The following is a 15994-nucleotide window of genomic DNA, read 5'->3' on the forward strand; positions in this document are numbered from 1 at the left end:
ATAAAGCCGTTTATCTACCAGGTAGAAATAAACGGCTTTGTCACATCACCCCGCAAACTGCCTGAACAGCGCCTTACCCTTAACCAGTCGCGCGCCCAGCCAGCCGCCGAAAAGCGACAGCAGCAGTGCACCGCTGCACGGCAGCACAATCCACAATCGCCAGTCTGGCTCCCACGGAAAATCAAACACTTTCGCCTGCAACACTGCCAGCGCCGTTTCCGCACCAATTGCGGCTACCAGGCCAGAAACAAACCCAAGCATGGCGAACTCACACCACAATGTCGTGCGCAGCAGCTTTTTCCCCGCACCGAGTGTGCGCCACACCACCAGCTCCTGATGACGCTGACGCATTCCCACCTGCACCTGTGCCAGCAACAGCAACATACCGCAGGCGGTGACCAGCACCACCATCACCTCCAGCGCCCGACTTACCTGCTCCAGCACCTGACCGACCTGTTTTAAAATCGCGCCAATGTCTAACAGGCTAATGGTAGGGAACTGGCGGTTGAGTTGCGTCAACATGCCGTTGCCATTCTCCCAGCGGAAACTGGTAAGCCAGCTCTGCGGTTGCCCGTCTAATGCCCCTTCAGGGAAAATAAAATAGAAATTAGGCCGCAGACTTTCCCAGTCCACTTTGCGCAGGCTGGTCACTTTAGCGCGGAACTCCTGGGTATCGCCCATAAAAGTCACGGTATTACCGAGGGCAACGTTTAAGCGTTTCGCCAGCCCCTCTTCCATCGACACTTCATCGGCTTTTGGCGGCCAGTTACCGGCGACAATCGGATTATGATCGGGCCGCGTATTTTGCCAGGTAAGATTGAGTTCGCGGTTAAGCGCCTCATCTTCATTGCCTTCTGACGGCTTGTCGTTAATCGCCGTCAGTCGCGCCCGCACCACCGGATAAAATGATTCCGGGACTATCTGATGTTCCGCGAGGAACGTTTTTAGCGGCGTAACCTGTTCTGTGGCGATGTTGATTAAAAAGTAGTTCGGGCTTTCTGGCGGTAGCTGCTGTTGCCAGCGGTCGAGCAGATCGCCACGCAATACCAGCAACAGCGCCAGCAGCATAAAGGAGAGCGAAAATGCCGAAAGCTGGCTTAACGTTGACCACGGCTGACGTAACAGGCGGCTAACCGCCAGGCGCAGAGGTAGCGATTTCAGCGTCATGCGGCGAAGTACATTCAGCAGCATCCAGCCCAGCACGCCGCACAGCAAAGCCAGCACGACCGCGCCCGCCAGCACCGCCCAGAGCAGCATACTGCCGCCCATTAATCCGACGAGCAGCACCACAACCACCACACTGACAATCGGCAGATAAAACTTGAGCGGCCAGACGTTCGCGACCACATCATTACGCAATACGCGTAAAGGCTGCGTTGCCAGCAACAAGCGGTACGGTCGTAGCCCCACCAGCAGCGAGATGACCGTCATGGAGCCCAGCGCCCACAACCACGGCCAGAGGCTGGCTGGCGGTAGTGCAGCAGGCAGAACGGGCTTGAGCAGCACCATCAACACGTTTTCGAACAACAGGCCTATCGCCCCACCGGTAACGGCTGAAAGCGCCAGCACCATCAACCACTGACCGACGATTAGCTTACGCAGTTGCGCTCGCCCTGCCCCCAGCGTTTTGAGGATCGCCACAAGATCGTAGCGACTGCGACAGTAATGATTCATCGCCACTGCCACCGCTGCCACTGCCAGCAGCAAGGTCAGAAGCGCCGAAAGCAGCAGGAACTGTTGCGAGCGTTCCATCGAGCGCCCCAGCGCGCCTTCGTCCTGTTCCAGACCGTACCAGCGTTGTTCGGGTTTAAGCTGGGGTAACAACCATTTCTCATAGCCGTCGAGCTGGTTCTCGTTGCCGCCGAATTTATAGCGCCAGGTGATCCGACTCCCCGGCTGCACGGCTCCGGTTTTATCAACATCCGCCAGATTCATCATCAGGCGTGGGGCTATCTGGAAAGGATTAAAACCGGAATCCGGTTCCTGAATCACTTCTCCGGCAATCCGCAAGGTGGCATCGCCCACGTCAATGGTATCGCCCGTTTTCAGGTTAAGCAGTGCCATCAGGCGTGGGGCCAGCAATACGCTGCCCGCCTGCGGTTTCAGGCCTGGGGGATTAGTTTGCAGATCGCCATACATCGGGTAGATATCATCCACCGCTTTGACGTTCGCCAGCTGCGGTGTGTCGCCTGCAAAGGTCATGGTGGCGAAAGTCAGCTGCTTGCCGACTTTCAGGCCGCGCTTTTGCGCTTCCTCCAGCCACGCTTGCGGCACTTCGCGCGAACTGCGCAACGCCCGATCGCCCGCCATAAACTCCCGGCTTTGCTGGCTTAAGCCCTTCTCCATGCGATCGCTGATATTGCCCAGCGCCAGCACGCAGGCCACCGCCAGGCTTAGCGCCAGCCAGACAATTAATAGCGACGGCGAGCGCCATTCGCGCCAGAACCAACGTGCAATCATGCTTCCTCCTGCAACTGCCCGTTCACCAGCCGTAAGCAGCGGTCGCAGCGTGCCGCCAGTTGCAGGTCGTGGGTCACCATAATCAACGTGGTGCCATGCTCACGGTTGAGGGAAAACAGCAGGTCGGCAATTTTATCGCCGGTCTGGCGGTCAAGGTTGCCGGTGGGTTCGTCGGCAAACAGCACATCAGGTCGACCGTTAAAGGCTCGTGCCAGCGCCACTCGTTGCTGTTCACCGCCGGAAAGCTGTGCCGGAAGATGATCCAGACGTTTACCCAGTCCTAACTGTTCGAGCAACGCTTTCGCCCCGTTACGACTTTCTGCGCTACTCTCACCGCGCAGCAGCGCCGGAAGCTCGACGTTTTCCAGCGCGTTAAGGGTAGGAATTAACATAAATGACTGAAAAACAAAGCCTACGTGCTTCGCGCGCAACTTTGCCCGCGCTTCTTCGTCCATATTATGTAGAGGTTGTCCCACCAGACTCACTTCGCCACTGCTGCCGTCATCCAGCCCGGCGAGGATCGCCAGTAAGGTTGACTTACCCGATCCCGACTCACCCACCAGTGCGATGGTCTCGCCACGTTTGACAACCAGCTCAACTCCGGTGAGGATGGAGAGTTCATGCTCCCCCTGACCGACGGACTTCTTAAGATGATGAACTTCAACAATGTTTTCCGCTGGCATTTGCCCTTCCTGTTCCTGGTCCTGTTAACCTTCCGTGCCGCCGCAGCGGACACGTTATTGATTCTGGGTGATAGCCTGAGCGCCGGGTATCGAATGTCTGCCAGCGCGGCCTGGCCTGCCTTGTTGAATGATAAGTGGCAGAGTAAAACGTCGGTAGTCAATGCCAGCATCAGCGGCGACACCTCGCAACAAGGGCTGGCGCGCCTTCCGGCTCTGCTGAAACAGCATCAGCCGCGCTGGGTGCTGGTAGAACTGGGCGGCAATGACGGTTTGCGTGGTTTTCAGCCACAGCAAACCGAGCAAACGCTGCGCCAGATTTTGCAGGATGTCAAAGCCGCCAACGCTGAACCATTGTTAATGCAAATACGTCTGCCTGCAAACTATGGTCGCCGTTATAATGAAGCCTTTAGTGCCATTTACCCCAAACTCGCCAAAGAGTTTGATGTTCCGCTGCTGCCCTTTTTTATGGAAGAGGTCTACCTCAAGCCACAATGGATGCAGGATGACGGTATTCATCCCAACCGCGACGCCCAGCCGTTTATTGCCGACTGGATGGCGAAGCAGTTGCAGCCTTTAGTAAATCATGACTCATAAAGCAACGGAGATCCTGACAGGTAAAGTTATGCAAAAATCGGTCTTAATTACCGGATGTTCCAGTGGAATTGGCCTGGAAAGTGCGCTCGAATTAAAACGCCAGGGTTTTCATGTGCTGGCAGGTTGCCGGAAAGCGGATGATGTTGAGCGCATGAACAGCATGGGATTTACCGGCGTGTTGATCGATCTGGATTCGCCAGAAAGTGTTGATCGCGCAGCCGACGAAGTGATCGCCCTGACCGATAATTGTCTGTATGGGATCTTTAACAATGCCGGATTCGGCATGTATGGCCCCCTTTCCACCATCAGCCGTGCGCAGATGGAACAGCAGTTTTCCGCCAACTTTTTCGGCGCACACCAGCTCACCATGCGCCTGTTACCCGCGATGTTACCGCACGGTGAAGGGCGTATTGTGATGACCTCATCGGTGATGGGATTAATCTCCACGCCGGGTCGAGGCGCTTACGCAGCCAGTAAATATGCGCTGGAGGCGTGGTCAGACGCGCTGCGCATGGAGCTGCGCCACAGCGGAGTTAAAGTTAGCCTGATCGAACCCGGTCCCATTCGTACTCGCTTCACCGACAACGTCAACCAGACGCAAAGTGATAAACCAGTCGAAAATCCTGGCATCGCCGCCCGCTTTACGTTGGGACCGGAAGCGGTGGTCGACAAAGTGCGCCATGCTTTTATTAGCGAGAAACCGAAGATGCGCTATCCGGTAACGCTGGTGACCTGGGCGGTAATGGTGCTCAAGCGCCTGCTGCCGGGGCGCGTGATGGACAAAATATTGCAGGGGTGAGTTGAAGCGCGCGCTTAAGCCCCCATGTCAAAGAAAATATCGACAACAGAGAGCGACTCCATGTCCGTAGAAAATATTGTCAACATTAACGAATCTAACCTGCAACAGGTTCTTGAACAGTCGATGACCACTCCGGTGCTGTTCTATTTTTGGTCTGAACGTAGCCAGCACTGTTTGCAGTTAACCCCAATTCTGGAAAGCCTCGCGGCGCAGTACAACGGGCAATTTATTCTGGCGAAGCTGGACTGCGACGCGGAGCAGATGATTGCCGCCCAGTTTGGTCTGCGCGCGATTCCGACCGTGTATCTGTTCCAGAACGGGCAACCGGTAGACGGCTTCCAGGGGCCGCAACCGGAAGAGGCGATCCGCGCCCTGCTGGATAAAGTGCTGCCGCGCGAAGAAGAGCTGAAAGCGCAGCAGGCGATGCAGCTGATGCAGGAAGGCAATTACACCGACGCCCTGCCATTGCTGAAAGACGCCTGGCAGTTGTCGAATCAGAACGGGGAGATCGGCCTGCTGCTGGCAGAAACGCTGATTGCGCTGAACCGTTCTGAAGATGCAGAAGCCGTGCTGAAAACCATTCCGTTACAGGATCAGGACACCCGCTACCACGGGCTGGTAGCGCAAATCGAACTGCTGAAGCAGGCGGCTGATACGCCGGAAATTCAACAGTTGCAACAGCAGGTGGCGGAAAATCCAGAAGATGCCGCACTGGCGACGCAACTGGCGCTGCAACTGCACCAGGTCGGGCGCAATGAAGAGGCGCTGGAGTTACTGTTTGGGCATCTGCGTAAAGATCTCACTGCCGCAGACGGTCAGACGCGTAAAACGTTCCAGGAGATCCTCGCTGCGCTGGGTACAGGTGATGCACTGGCGTCGAAGTATCGCCGCCAGCTGTATGCGTTGTTGTATTGAGTTTCCGTTGATCGGCACATGAACCACAACGCCGGATGCGATGCTGCGCATCCGGCATTGCATCATTTCTTCTTCAATTGCGTCACCACCAACTGGTGGCGCGAATTATAAAATTTACGATAGGTTAAATAGCAGGCAATAATGGTAGACAGGCTGGCAGTTGAGAGCAGCATAAAGGTCACCATAATCTGATATTTAATCGCCTTCACCGGATCAATCCCGGCAAATATCAGCCCGGACATCATTCCTGGTAAACTCACTAAGCCAACCGTTTTTGCTGAATCGACCGTCGGAATTAAAGCCGCGCGAATACTGTCGCGAATCAATATCGCTGAAGCCTGTTTCGGCGTCGCGCCAAGACTCAGTTTCTCCTGAATCTGTTGCTGTTCGCTAATGACCCGTTGCCCTAAATTGTTGTAACACAACCCCACCGCTACCATGGCGTTACCGGCTATCATCCCGGCGATAGGGATCACCTGCATCGGGATAAATTCAATCGACCCAGAGAGGATCAGTACCGCCAGGGTAATTCCCGCTCCGACCGTAATGGCAATAAACGATGAGATAAAAGCTTTAGCAATATATTTACTGCGTTTTTGCGCGTTCCACGCCGCATTAAAGCAGATAAATAACACCATCAATAATGTCAGGCTGGCATCATCCACGCTGAAAATATACTTCAGCACATAGCCGACAATAATCAGCTGAATTATCGCGCGCCCGACGCTCCAGAGAATATCTTTCTCCAGCGCCAATTTTTCTTTATGGCTAATTAAGATTGCCACCACCACCAGCATTAATGCCAGTGCCAATGATTCGTTAGTAATATTATGCGAGTTCATAGCGTGCTTCCTGCATTTCTCCGGCATGCGGTTGCAGTGTAATCACCTTATCCGCATGATTAATTTCGTCTTTATCGTGTGTCACCCACAGCACGGCAATATTTTGCTCGCGCACATAACGATGGATCATCTCATTAACGTTATGTTTATTACTTTCATCCAGCGCACTGGTGATTTCATCCAGCAATAAAACCTTCGGCATAAATTGCAGGTTACGAATCAATGAGATGCGTTGTTTTTCACCACCAGATAGCTCGGCGATATTCTTCGTCAAAATGCTGTCCGGCAAAGCGAAGCGTTCAAGAAAATCGAGAAAAATGGCCGGGTCAGGCTGCTGGTTACGGATCTGCCAGGGAAAGATCAGATTATCGTATACCGTATCGCCAAACAGCGTCGGTGTCTGGGCGCAGTAAGAGACTTGCTGGCGGTAGATTTCTGGCTTTAGTGTGCTGACATCCTCACCTTCAAACAGTAACGTTCCGCTGGTTGGGCTGATCAATGAAGCAACTATTTTTAGCAGCGTACTTTTGCCACAACCAGAAGGACCGGTAATTAACTTAAATTCGCCAGCACGCAGCGAAAAATTGATGTTATTAAGAATCTTCGCATCACCCGCCAGATATCCTACGTTTTGTAGCTGAAGCAATGGACTATTTTCCTGCATCACTGTTCCCTTTTTCTGATTTTTACTAAAAACAGTTTATCCTTCGCAGGAATAAGGGGGAACTCTCTTTCAGTAATCAGGTATAATTTGTTTAATCAAGCAGCAATTTTGCTGATTATGGACGGTACAACAGGAGGTTTTTCCGATGCTTATCTTTATCCCTATTCTCATTTTTGTCGCGCTGGTCATTGTCGGCGCGGGCGTCAAAATCGTGCCGCAGGGCTATCAATGGACGGTAGAACGTTTTGGTCGCTATACCAAAACGTTACAGCCGGGGCTCAGTCTGGTGGTGCCGTTTATGGATCGCATTGGTCGCAAGATCAATATGATGGAGCAAGTGCTCGATATCCCTTCCCAGGAAGTTATCTCGAAAGATAACGCCAACGTTACCATCGACGCCGTGTGCTTTATTCAGGTGATTGACGCGCCGCGCGCGGCTTATGAAGTCAGCAATCTGGAGCTGGCGATCATCAACCTGACCATGACTAACATCCGTACCGTGCTGGGTTCAATGGAACTTGACGAAATGCTCTCTCAGCGCGACAGCATCAACTCACGCCTGCTGCGTATTGTCGATGAAGCCACTAACCCGTGGGGGATTAAAGTCACCCGTATTGAAATTCGCGACGTGCGCCCACCGGCAGAGCTTATCTCTTCAATGAACGCGCAGATGAAAGCGGAACGTACCAAACGCGCTTACATCCTTGAAGCGGAAGGGATCCGTCAGGCGGAAATCCTCAAAGCCGAAGGTGAAAAACAGTCGCAAATCCTGAAAGCGGAAGGTGAACGTCAGTCGGCATTCTTACAGGCTGAAGCGCGTGAACGTTCCGCTGAAGCAGAAGCCCGCGCCACCAAAATGGTGTCTGAAGCCATCGCCTCCGGTGATATTCAGGCGGTGAACTACTTCGTAGCGCAGAAATACACCGAAGCGTTACAGCAGATCGGTTCGTCCAGTAACAGCAAAGTAGTGATGATGCCATTAGAGGCCAGCAGCCTGATGGGGTCGATTGCCGGGATTGCCGAGCTGGTGAAAGACAGCGCCAACAAACGGACTCAGCCATGATGGAGTTAATGGTCGTTCATCCACATATTTTCTGGCTCAGTCTCGGCGGGTTGTTGCTGGCAGCCGAGATGCTGGGCGGAAATGGTTATTTGTTGTGGAGCGGCGTGGCCGCGGTGATTACCGGCCTGGTAGTCTGGCTGGTGCCGCTGGGTTGGGAGTGGCAAGGAGTAATGTTTGCCATCCTGACGCTGCTCGCCGCCTGGCTGTGGTGGAAATGGTTGTCGCGGCGGGTGCGCGAACAAAAGCACAGCGATAGTCATTTAAACCAGCGGGGGCAGCAGCTGATTGGTCGACGTTTTGTGCTGGAATCACCGCTGGTCAATGGGCGAGGTCATATGCGCGTCGGCGACAGTTCATGGCCTGTCAGCGCCAGCGAGGATCTCAGTGCAGGTACGCATGTTGAGGTGATTGCGATAGAAGGGATAACGCTGATTATCCGTGCGGTCATCGCCTGATGCGACGCTGATGCGTCTTTTCATGCCTACAAAATATGCCCGAATTGTAGGCCAGATAAGGCGTTTACGCCGCATCCGGCGGTTATGCGCTGATGCCTGATGCGGCGCGGGCGCGTCTTATCATGCCTGGAAGTCTGCGCCCGAATCGTAGGCCGCCTTCGCTATATTAACTGGCATTGGCAAATTACTCGTCACTACCTTTATTCATGTTTTTTTGGTCTTCATCCGGATAATGTTTTTTTAGATATTCCAGGACGTTTTTATTGACCTTGTGTTGCGTATACACCCACCCTTTCCAGTAATCAGGCTGGTCCAGGTAAACTTCTGGCGGAATGGTGAAATCAGAAAGCGTTAACCATTCGGCTAATAGATCGGGGTTTCGTTTCTGGATTAACTGCAACAGCATAATCAGTGACATAGCTGAGGCAGGAGCCGTACTATCGCCACTTAAATATTTCCACACTGTTGACCGGTTCGAACGAAAAAGGATCGGTAGCAATGCCCGGTCCAGATTCATTTCATTAAAAATCTTCTCAAATTCATTCATTTAAATTTTCCTGCCTGGCGTAAACCTCTTAAAAATTGAGATTTATCAAAGAAACGCATTTTAACACACATCAGGAACCGGTTCACGTTTAGTCCAGAAACAGAATTTATTTCGCTTATCAAAACAAGTCTTTACTCTTTTTTACATTGAAAGAGCACAAAATGATTTTCGATTTTATTTATATAAGAAACATTTTTTGTTTCTTATTGGTGGTGTTTACGCTTACACCAGACAAAAATGCGCTTTACATCACACAAATGGCGGCGTAGATTTCGATCAAATTGCAACGCAGATTAATTCTTATAACAACGCTTTACGTTGCTTATAGAAACAAATATGTGACTTACTTTGAAAGAGAAAAAATGCATGAAAACTGTAAAGCTGTCTTTACTGGCTGTCGTTGTTGCTACCGCGGTAAGTCCATCTGCGTTTGCGGGTGATACTGTTGAGGCGGCAACGACAGAATTAACGGCAATCCAGCCAGGAATGTCGCAATCGGAAATTGATCAGAAAATTGGTCGATTTTTAGAAAGGACAGGGAATAGTGCAGCCGCACAAAATTATCTGATTGCGCATGATTACCGGACAACGACACCTCAGGAAAATACAGCTGCCTCTCCCGTACAGCCCACCAATACGCTGAACCCGATAACCAATCAAGCGCAGATCGTCCGCGACAACGGGCAGGATACCGCCATTCAGGACGCGCAACATGCCGCCAACTGGGCTTCAATGAAAGCTGATGACGCGCAGCACGCCATTATGGTGGCGCAGACGGATATTGATGCCAATAAAGCCGCCATCGCCGACACCCGTAATGATGTCTCCGCAGTGCAGTCAGACGTCACCAACATAAAAGGCGATGTCGCACATGCCCAGTCAACGGCTGACCATGCCAACGCTAACGCCAACACCGCTCTGATGAACGGCGTCAAACTTTCCGGTGCTGTGACAGAAAACAAAAACAACATCGAACAGAACCGCAGCGATATTGCCGACCAGCAGAAACTGTTGGCATCAAACGAGCAAAAACAGATCGTCCGCGACAACGGGCAGGATACCGCCATTCAGGACGCACAACATGCCGCCAACTGGGCTTCAATGAAAGCTGATGACGCGCAGCACGCCATTATGGTGGCGCAGACGGATATTGATGCCAATAAAGCCGCCATCGCCGACACCCGTAATGATGTCTCCGCAGTGCAGTCAGACGTCACCAACATAAAAGGCGATGTCGCACATGCCCAGTCAACGGCTGACCATGCCAACGCTAACGCCAACACCGCTCTGATGAACGGCGTCAAACTTTCCGGTGCTGTGACAGAAAACAAAAACAACATCGAACAGAACCGCAGCGATATTGCCGACCAGCAGAAACTGTTGGCATCAAACGAGCAAAAACAGATCGTCCGCGACAACGGGCAGGATACCGCCATTCAGGACGCACAACATGCCGCCAACTGGGCTTCAATGAAAGCTGATGACGCGCAGCACGCCATTATGGTGGCGCAGACGGATATTGATGCCAATAAAGCCGCCATCGCCGACACCCGTAATGATGTCTCCGCAGTGCAGTCAGACGTCACCAACATAAAAGGCGATGTCGCACATGCCCAGTCAACGGCTGACCATGCCAACGCTAACGCCAACACCGCTCTGATGAACGGCGTCAAACTTTCCGGTGCTGTGACAGAAAACAAAAATAATATCGAACAGAACCGCAGCGATATTGCTGACCAACAGCAACAACTCGACGAAACCCGGAAAACCGTTGCCGCCACCGGTGATGTACAGACTGCCGCCCGATATCAGAGCATGATTGACGCCAGACAGACTGCTGCTGCCAATGCGCAACAGGAACAAGCGGACACCCAGCAGCAACAAATGGACGATCAGCAGAAACAAATCGACGCGACGCAAAAAACGGTTTCCGCACTTGGCGATGCCCAGACCAACGCACATTATCAAGAGATGGTTAACGCCGGACTGAGAGCACAAAATGATGCGAATGCGCGTACTGCAGCAGAACAAAAACAAAAAATAGATACTCTGGCGACTAACCAGGCAACGCAACAGCATATCGATAGTGTGCAGTACGGGGAACAAATTCAGCGTCTGGCGCAAGACTCAACACAAACGCATGAACAAATTGACAGCCTGACACAAGACGTAACCCAAACGCATCAGCAGTTAAGCAACACGCAAAAACGAGTAGCGGATAATAGCCAGCAGATTACTACGCTCAATAACCATTTCAGTTCGCTGAAAAACGAAGTTGAGGACAACCGTAAAGAAGCCAATGCGGGAACTGCATCAGCCATCGCTATCGCCTCACAACCACAGGTGAAAGCCGGTGACTTTATGATGATGTCAGCGGGAGCGGGAACCTTCAACGGTGAATCTGCGGTGTCTGTCGGAACATCTTTTAATGCCGGAACGCATACCGTGATTAAAGCCGGTGTCTCTGCGGATACGCAATCTGATTTCGGCGCGGGTGTCGGCGTGGGATATTCTTTCTAATATTCCAATCCTCAATATAAATAAGAGCAAGGAAGCTTGCCGGGTTTCACCTCTTCATTAATTTGTACATTATTTAAGGTTAACAATGATGAATAGTTCCATTAAATCGTTTTCCCTGCTGGCGGTTATATTACTGGCTGGCTGTAGTTCACCCACTTCCCGCATCGCAGATTGCCAGGCGCAGGGCGTCAGCCATGACACCTGTTATCTCGCAGAACAACAGCGTCAGACGGCTATTTTAAGTGCATCCGAGGCGCAGGCATTTAAAAATGCAGAAGCCGCACAACATGCCCAGGCCGCTAAAAAATCTATTTATAAAGGATTTGGCATGACCTTTAGAATGAGCAGTAAGAACTTTGCTTATCTCAATGATTCATTATGTGCAATTGATGAAGACAATAAAGATGCCACTGTTTATCAGTCAGGTCTTTATAACGTCATTGTTTATCACCACACGGGAAAAGTCGCCTTAATGAAGGAAGGTCAGTTTGTGGGTTATTTAAAATGAAGGAGCAAAGGAAAATCCCCCTGACGCATATTATGATTATCGGTGCGTTTATTTTTGCCTTCTTGCAAGTGGTGTTATTAGCCTCCCTGGTTCACGCTGTGAATGTTAACAACGAAATCCAGGAAGGCTTATTTCAATCGGGGCGCATAATGGTAGAAAGTTTGCAGCATATTCTTTCGGTGCAAACGGGGATTAACTGATTTTCACCCCGCCCGATGATGACAGCAGCCGGAGAGATTTTCGATAATCGGGCAGTCGGCGCTGTCATCACCAGGGCAGGCATTCGCCAGCGCCAGTAGCTGGTCGCGCATGGATTGCAGCTCCTCAATGTGCCGTTCGATCTCCGCTACCTTCTCCAGCGTGCGCCGTTTTACATCGGCGCTGTGACGCTGTGGGTCGTTAAACAGATTCACCAGTTCGCCGCTCTCTTCCAGGTTAAAGCCCACCTGGCGCGCCTGGCGCAGTAAGGTCAGTTCGTTGAGATGCTGCTGCGTGTAGGTTCGATAACCATTTTCGCTGCGCATCGGCGGCGTCACCAGCCCCTTCTCTTCATAGAAGCGAATGGCTTTGCTGGTCAGGCCGGTAATTTTTGCTACATCGCTAATGTTCATCGTTCGCGCAACGCCTCCTGTGCTTTATTAAAGGGTTTCAACAGATAATCCAGCACGCTTTTTTTGCCGGTGCGGATATCGACCGTCGCCACCATGCCGGGAAATATCGGAAACTGCTGTTTACTTTTGTTTTCCAGATGGTTGCTGAAAGTGCGAATGTACACCCGATAGTAATAAACATCGCGCCGCACTTCATCCTGCACGGTGTCCGGTGAAATCACCGCCACTTCCCCCGGCAGGCCGCCGTAGATGGAGTAATCGTAGGCGGTTATTTTCACCAGCGATTTTTGCCCCGGATGGATAAACGCCACATCGCGCGGGGAGATTTTTGCCTCAATCAGCAGTTGCTCATCCAGCGGCACGATGGTCATCAGTTTACCACCGGGGGCAATGACGCCGCCAACCGTGGTGACGTCAATGTCCTGAACAATGCCTCGCACCGGCGCGGTAAAGTTGAGCCGGGTGAGAGAATCTTCCCGCCCGCGGATCACCGAACGCTGGGTTTCCACTTCCGCATTGGCTTTCGCTAACTCTTCGCGCGCCTGAACGTAATATTGCGTGCGCACGTCGCTGAGTTTGTTTTCCAGTTCATTGGCCTGGCGTTGCAGGCGCAGCACTTCAACGCTGCTCGCCGCCCCCTGTTTTACCAGCGGCTGGGTCATCGCCAGTTCGCGGTTGACCAGGCTAATCCCCTGCGTCAGCCCGGTGGTGGCTTTGTTCAACCCGTCGCGGCGAGTGTTGTACAACGCCGTTTCCGACTCGATAAGTTCGGGGAATTTATTCAGTTCGTCAGGGAAGACCAGCGGTTTATTGCTCACTTCCGCCCGCAGCCGCGCCGAGGTTGCCAGCGCCGCATACAACCGCGACATCGCTTCCTGAACGTCGGATTCCGTTTTGGTGCGATTAAGCTGCGCCAGCGGCTGGCCCTGTTCAACAATATCGCCAACCTTGACGTCGAGATGATACAGAATTCCGCCTTCCAGCGACTGCACCACCTGTTCGCGCCCGGAGGGTTCTACCGTGCCGCTGCCGGTGGTGACTTCATCAAGCTGGAAGTACCACGCCCAGCCGAGAAAACAGAGCAGCATCACAGCGGTAACGCGTACCGCCAGCGCCGAACGCGGCAAGCGGGGTTCAGTCAGGCCACGGTTGTATTGCAGTTGTCCGTTCATGCGGCAGACCCCTTATTCTTCTCCTGCAACACCACCCGTCGCGCCGTGGGTTCGCTCTGTTCACGCAAAATAGTCTCTTTCGCGCCGTCCATCACAATCCGCCCCTGATCCATCACGATAATGCGGTCCACCAGTTGCAGCATCGCCGTGCGGTGAGTGGCGATGACCAGCGTACGATGGCCAATCCACTGTTTCAGTTGTTCGATTAAATATGCTTCCGCCATTTCATCCAGCGAGGCGCTGGGTTCATCGAGCAGGACGATATTCGGTTGAGAGATGAGTAGCCGCGCCAGCAGCAGCGTTTGCCGCTGACCACCAGAGAGGCCAAATCCCCCTTCCTGAATCATGTAGTTGAGGCCGTTTTTCTGCTTCTGCACAAACGGCAACGCCCCACTGAGGGTTAACGCGCGTTCGATATCTTCATCGCTGGCTTCCGGCATCCCCATGGTGAGGTTTTCCCGCAGCGAACCGAAGAACAGTCGTCCGGTCTGGCTGAGTAGCCCCATGTCGCGGCGCAGATCCGCCGGATCAAGCTGCCCGATACTGATGTTATCCAGCAACACCTGCCCCTGCTGGGCAATACGCATTCCGGCGAGCATTTGCAGTAGCGTCGATTTACCCGCGCCGTTGCGCCCGAGAATGGCGATTTTCTCTCCGGCCTGAATGTTGAGTTTGCCAATCGCCACATCGGCAATTTTCTCTTCTTCGTCGTAATAAAACACCGCGTTGCTGAACTGATAATTGCCATGCAGCACCGCTTTATGCACCAGTTTGCCGTGTTCCGGCTGATCCACCGGGCGCTTCATCAGTTCATCGAGGCCGTTGCGCGCCACTTTTGCCTGCTGCCAGCGCGAGAGCACGCCGGATATCTGCGACAGCGGCGCGATGGTGCGCGAAGCCAGGATCGTCGTCCCGACCAGTGCGCCGGTAGTCATGTCGCCGTTCATCACCATAAAGCAGCCCACCAACAGCACCACCACGTAGACGATGGATTGCACTTCCTGGGTCCAGGTGAGCAGTAGCCCGGTGAGAAAACGTTGCTTCATGCTGATGGACGAGGCCACATCGTTGGTGTGGTTCCACTGATTCTGAAAACGCTGTTCGGCGCGCAGCAGTTTAATATCTTCAATCGACTGCACTGCTTCCACCAGCGTAGCGTTGCGTACCGCTGACTCGCGCATTCCTTCGTTCGCCAGCCGCGCCAGCGGGCGTTGCACCAGCAGGCCGGGGATCACCAGCAAGGGCAACGCCAGCAAAACCACCAGCACCAACCAGCCGCCGATCATCCACAGAATAAAGACAAACAGCAGGAAGAACGGCAGATCCGCCACCGCGCCGATGGTAGTGGAAGTAATCAGCTCCCGCACCGATTCCAGCTCGCGGATCTGCGAGATAAACGATCCGGTAGATTTCGATCGCACGTTATTTTTCAGCCGTAATGCGTGACCAAAAACGCGATCCGAAATGCGCAGATCCGCCCGCTTACCGATCACATCGGAAAGGTGCGTGCGCACCATACGCATACAAAACTCAAACAGGATCGCCATCATCACCCCGGCGAACAGTACCCACAGCGTCGGGTAGGACTGCGCCGGAACGACGCGGTCGTAAACCTGCATCGAAAAAATCATCGCCGCCAGCGCCAGCACGTTCGCCACCAGCGAGGCCAGCATAATATCGCCATAGCGCCGCCAGTCTTTTAGCGAGAGATTCCAGAACCAGTTCGCCTGATACGGTCGAATATAGTCATCTACCCGCGCGTCAGGGATGGCGCTGAGCGGGCGCAGTAGCGCCAGTTCAACGATGTTATCTTCAATATCCGCAACGTTGAGCGTGGTTTCCAGCCCTTCGTCACCGCTGAACTGAACGCTGATATTGTCGTGGTTGTCGCGGCGGGTGATCACGCCAATCTGCTGATTATCAAACACGGCGATCAACGGCAGTCGCCACGGATTAAGCGAATCGGCGGAAAACTCCACCAGCCGTAACCCCATTCCCAACTGCCGCGCCATATCGGTGAGCAACTCTTCCCGCTTGCTGTCGCGCTCCCAGTTGACGGTTGCGCGCACGTTCTCCTGAGAAAAATCGAGGCGGTAATAACGCGCCACGGCGATCATCGCCTCCAGCCAGGCTTCCACGGACTGGGCATTTTTTTTCATTC

The 15994-nt window shown here is 53.0% G+C and carries 16 protein-coding genes; 8 read left to right on the forward strand and 8 right to left on the reverse strand.

Annotation, left to right across the window (positions count from 1 at the left end; translation table 11 throughout):
* Positions 1 to 45: 45 nt before the first annotated feature.
* Together ybbP and ybbA are read right to left on the reverse strand one after the other, a co-directional pair.
* Positions 46 to 2460 carry a putative ABC transporter permease subunit YbbP gene (gene ybbP, locus ACK8NJ_RS17230; RefSeq protein ID WP_411961826.1) on the reverse strand — a complete coding sequence of 805 codons (2415 nt, stop codon included), beginning with the start codon at positions 2458 to 2460 and terminating at the stop codon, positions 46 to 48.
* Positions 2457 to 3143, reverse strand: coding sequence for a putative ABC transporter ATP-binding protein YbbA (gene ybbA, locus ACK8NJ_RS17235; protein ID WP_001110573.1), 687 nt, complete (start codon positions 3141 to 3143; stop codon positions 2457 to 2459). The genes ybbP and ybbA overlap by 4 nt, the downstream gene beginning before the upstream one ends.
* Between ybbA and tesA the strand changes: the two genes are divergently transcribed.
* From tesA to cnoX, 3 genes are read left to right on the forward strand one after another with little or no spacing between them, the layout of a single operon-like run.
* The gene (tesA, locus tag ACK8NJ_RS17240) at positions 3114 to 3737 is read left to right on the forward strand and encodes a multifunctional acyl-CoA thioesterase I/protease I/lysophospholipase L1 (protein ID WP_001295836.1); all 624 of its coding nucleotides are present in this window, start codon (positions 3114 to 3116) and stop codon (positions 3735 to 3737) included. The two genes, ybbA and tesA, sit on opposite strands and share 30 nt — an antisense overlap.
* Positions 3727 to 4536, forward strand: coding sequence for an NADP(+)-dependent aldehyde reductase (ybbO, locus tag ACK8NJ_RS17245; protein ID WP_000148932.1), 810 nt, complete (start codon positions 3727 to 3729; stop codon positions 4534 to 4536). The genes tesA and ybbO overlap by 11 nt, the downstream gene beginning before the upstream one ends.
* A gap of 60 nt (positions 4537 to 4596) precedes the next feature.
* A complete protein-coding gene (gene cnoX / locus ACK8NJ_RS17250) occupies positions 4597 to 5451 on the forward strand; it encodes a chaperedoxin (protein WP_021575931.1) in 855 nt (284 codons plus the stop codon).
* Positions 5452 to 5513: 62 nt separating this feature from the next.
* Here cnoX and fetB read toward each other — a convergent pair whose 3' ends face one another.
* Complete coding sequence (fetB, locus tag ACK8NJ_RS17255) at positions 5514 to 6293, reverse strand: iron efflux ABC transporter permease subunit FetB (RefSeq protein WP_001295323.1); 780 nt, start codon at positions 6291 to 6293, stop codon at positions 5514 to 5516.
* Positions 6280 to 6957 (reverse strand): iron efflux ABC transporter ATP-binding subunit FetA, encoded by a 678-nt coding sequence (fetA, locus tag ACK8NJ_RS17260; RefSeq protein ID WP_001157535.1) that lies wholly within the window; start codon positions 6955 to 6957, stop codon positions 6280 to 6282. The genes fetB and fetA overlap by 14 nt, the downstream gene beginning before the upstream one ends.
* 145 nt (positions 6958 to 7102) lie before the next feature.
* On the opposite strand from fetA, the gene ACK8NJ_RS17265 reads away from it, so the two are divergent.
* Positions 7103 to 8020 carry an SPFH domain-containing protein gene (locus ACK8NJ_RS17265; protein WP_000904502.1) on the forward strand — a complete coding sequence of 306 codons (918 nt, stop codon included), beginning with the start codon at positions 7103 to 7105 and terminating at the stop codon, positions 8018 to 8020.
* Positions 8017 to 8475 (forward strand): NfeD family protein, encoded by a 459-nt coding sequence (locus ACK8NJ_RS17270; protein ID WP_000970327.1) that lies wholly within the window; start codon positions 8017 to 8019, stop codon positions 8473 to 8475. The genes ACK8NJ_RS17265 and ACK8NJ_RS17270 overlap by 4 nt, the downstream gene beginning before the upstream one ends.
* 184 nt (positions 8476 to 8659) lie before the next feature.
* Here the strand turns inward: ACK8NJ_RS17270 and ACK8NJ_RS17275 are convergent, their stop codons facing one another.
* The gene (locus ACK8NJ_RS17275) at positions 8660 to 9022 is read right to left on the reverse strand and encodes a hypothetical protein (protein ID WP_001001643.1); all 363 of its coding nucleotides are present in this window, start codon (positions 9020 to 9022) and stop codon (positions 8660 to 8662) included.
* Between the two features lie 1500 nt (positions 9023 to 10522).
* Here ACK8NJ_RS17275 and ACK8NJ_RS17280 point away from each other — a divergent pair.
* The 3 genes from ACK8NJ_RS17280 to ACK8NJ_RS17290 all read left to right on the forward strand — a co-directional run bounded on the left by ACK8NJ_RS17280 (position 10523) and on the right by ACK8NJ_RS17290 (position 12250).
* Positions 10523 to 11542 (forward strand): YadA-like family protein, encoded by a 1020-nt coding sequence (locus tag ACK8NJ_RS17280; protein ID WP_409024057.1) that lies wholly within the window; start codon positions 10523 to 10525, stop codon positions 11540 to 11542.
* Positions 11543 to 11627: 85 nt separating this feature from the next.
* Positions 11628 to 12050 carry a hypothetical protein gene (locus tag ACK8NJ_RS17285; RefSeq protein WP_001305512.1) on the forward strand — a complete coding sequence of 141 codons (423 nt, stop codon included), beginning with the start codon at positions 11628 to 11630 and terminating at the stop codon, positions 12048 to 12050.
* Entirely contained in the window at positions 12047 to 12250 is a 204-nt protein-coding gene (locus ACK8NJ_RS17290) for a hypothetical protein (RefSeq protein ID WP_000664216.1), read from the forward strand. Before ACK8NJ_RS17285 ends, ACK8NJ_RS17290 begins: the two co-directional genes overlap by 4 nt.
* Positions 12251 to 12253: 3 nt before the next feature.
* Here the strand turns inward: ACK8NJ_RS17290 and cueR are convergent, their stop codons facing one another.
* From cueR to ACK8NJ_RS17305, 3 genes are read right to left on the reverse strand one after another with little or no spacing between them, the layout of a single operon-like run.
* On the reverse strand, positions 12254 to 12661 hold the full coding sequence (cueR, locus tag ACK8NJ_RS17295) for a Cu(I)-responsive transcriptional regulator (protein WP_001026747.1): 408 nt from the start codon (positions 12659 to 12661) through the stop codon (positions 12254 to 12256).
* Positions 12658 to 13833 (reverse strand): HlyD family type I secretion periplasmic adaptor subunit, encoded by a 1176-nt coding sequence (locus tag ACK8NJ_RS17300; protein ID WP_001014327.1) that lies wholly within the window; start codon positions 13831 to 13833, stop codon positions 12658 to 12660. The genes cueR and ACK8NJ_RS17300 overlap by 4 nt, the downstream gene beginning before the upstream one ends.
* Positions 13830 to 15992, reverse strand: a complete 2163-nt coding sequence (locus ACK8NJ_RS17305) for a type I secretion system permease/ATPase (protein ID WP_411961827.1) — start codon at positions 15990 to 15992, stop codon at positions 13830 to 13832. The genes ACK8NJ_RS17300 and ACK8NJ_RS17305 overlap by 4 nt, the downstream gene beginning before the upstream one ends.
* Between the last annotated feature and the right edge of the window lie 2 nt (positions 15993 to 15994).

It is taken from the genome of Escherichia sp. F1, assembly GCF_046764225.1.
Taxonomy (GTDB): Bacteria; Pseudomonadota; Gammaproteobacteria; order Enterobacterales; family Enterobacteriaceae; genus Escherichia; species Escherichia coli.

Bases quoted from the DNA above. Each gene is read 5' to 3' on its own strand.
- ybbP (WP_411961826.1), bottom strand. From the start codon at position 2,460: ATGATTGCACGTTGGTTCTGGCGCGAATGGCGCTCGCCGTCGCTATTA.
- tesA (WP_001295836.1), top strand. From the start codon at position 3,114: ATGAACTTCAACAATGTTTTCCGCTGGCATTTGCCCTTCCTGTTCCTG.
- ybbA (WP_001110573.1), bottom strand. From the start codon at position 3,143: ATGCCAGCGGAAAACATTGTTGAAGTTCATCATCTTAAGAAGTCCGTC.
- ybbO (WP_000148932.1), top strand. From the start codon at position 3,727: ATGACTCATAAAGCAACGGAGATCCTGACAGGTAAAGTTATGCAAAAA.
- cnoX (WP_021575931.1), top strand. From the start codon at position 4,597: ATGTCCGTAGAAAATATTGTCAACATTAACGAATCTAACCTGCAACAG.
- fetB (WP_001295323.1), bottom strand. From the start codon at position 6,293: ATGAACTCGCATAATATTACTAACGAATCATTGGCACTGGCATTAATG.
- fetA (WP_001157535.1), bottom strand. From the start codon at position 6,957: ATGCAGGAAAATAGTCCATTGCTTCAGCTACAAAACGTAGGATATCTG.
- ACK8NJ_RS17265 (WP_000904502.1), top strand. From the start codon at position 7,103: ATGCTTATCTTTATCCCTATTCTCATTTTTGTCGCGCTGGTCATTGTC.
- ACK8NJ_RS17270 (WP_000970327.1), top strand. From the start codon at position 8,017: ATGATGGAGTTAATGGTCGTTCATCCACATATTTTCTGGCTCAGTCTC.
- ACK8NJ_RS17275 (WP_001001643.1), bottom strand. From the start codon at position 9,022: ATGAATGAATTTGAGAAGATTTTTAATGAAATGAATCTGGACCGGGCA.
- ACK8NJ_RS17280 (WP_409024057.1), top strand. From the start codon at position 10,523: ATGGTGGCGCAGACGGATATTGATGCCAATAAAGCCGCCATCGCCGAC.
- ACK8NJ_RS17285 (WP_001305512.1), top strand. From the start codon at position 11,628: ATGATGAATAGTTCCATTAAATCGTTTTCCCTGCTGGCGGTTATATTA.
- ACK8NJ_RS17290 (WP_000664216.1), top strand. From the start codon at position 12,047: ATGAAGGAGCAAAGGAAAATCCCCCTGACGCATATTATGATTATCGGT.
- cueR (WP_001026747.1), bottom strand. From the start codon at position 12,661: ATGAACATTAGCGATGTAGCAAAAATTACCGGCCTGACCAGCAAAGCC.
- ACK8NJ_RS17300 (WP_001014327.1), bottom strand. From the start codon at position 13,833: ATGAACGGACAACTGCAATACAACCGTGGCCTGACTGAACCCCGCTTG.
- ACK8NJ_RS17305 (WP_411961827.1), bottom strand. From the start codon at position 15,992: ATGAAAAAAAATGCCCAGTCCGTGGAAGCCTGGCTGGAGGCGATGATC.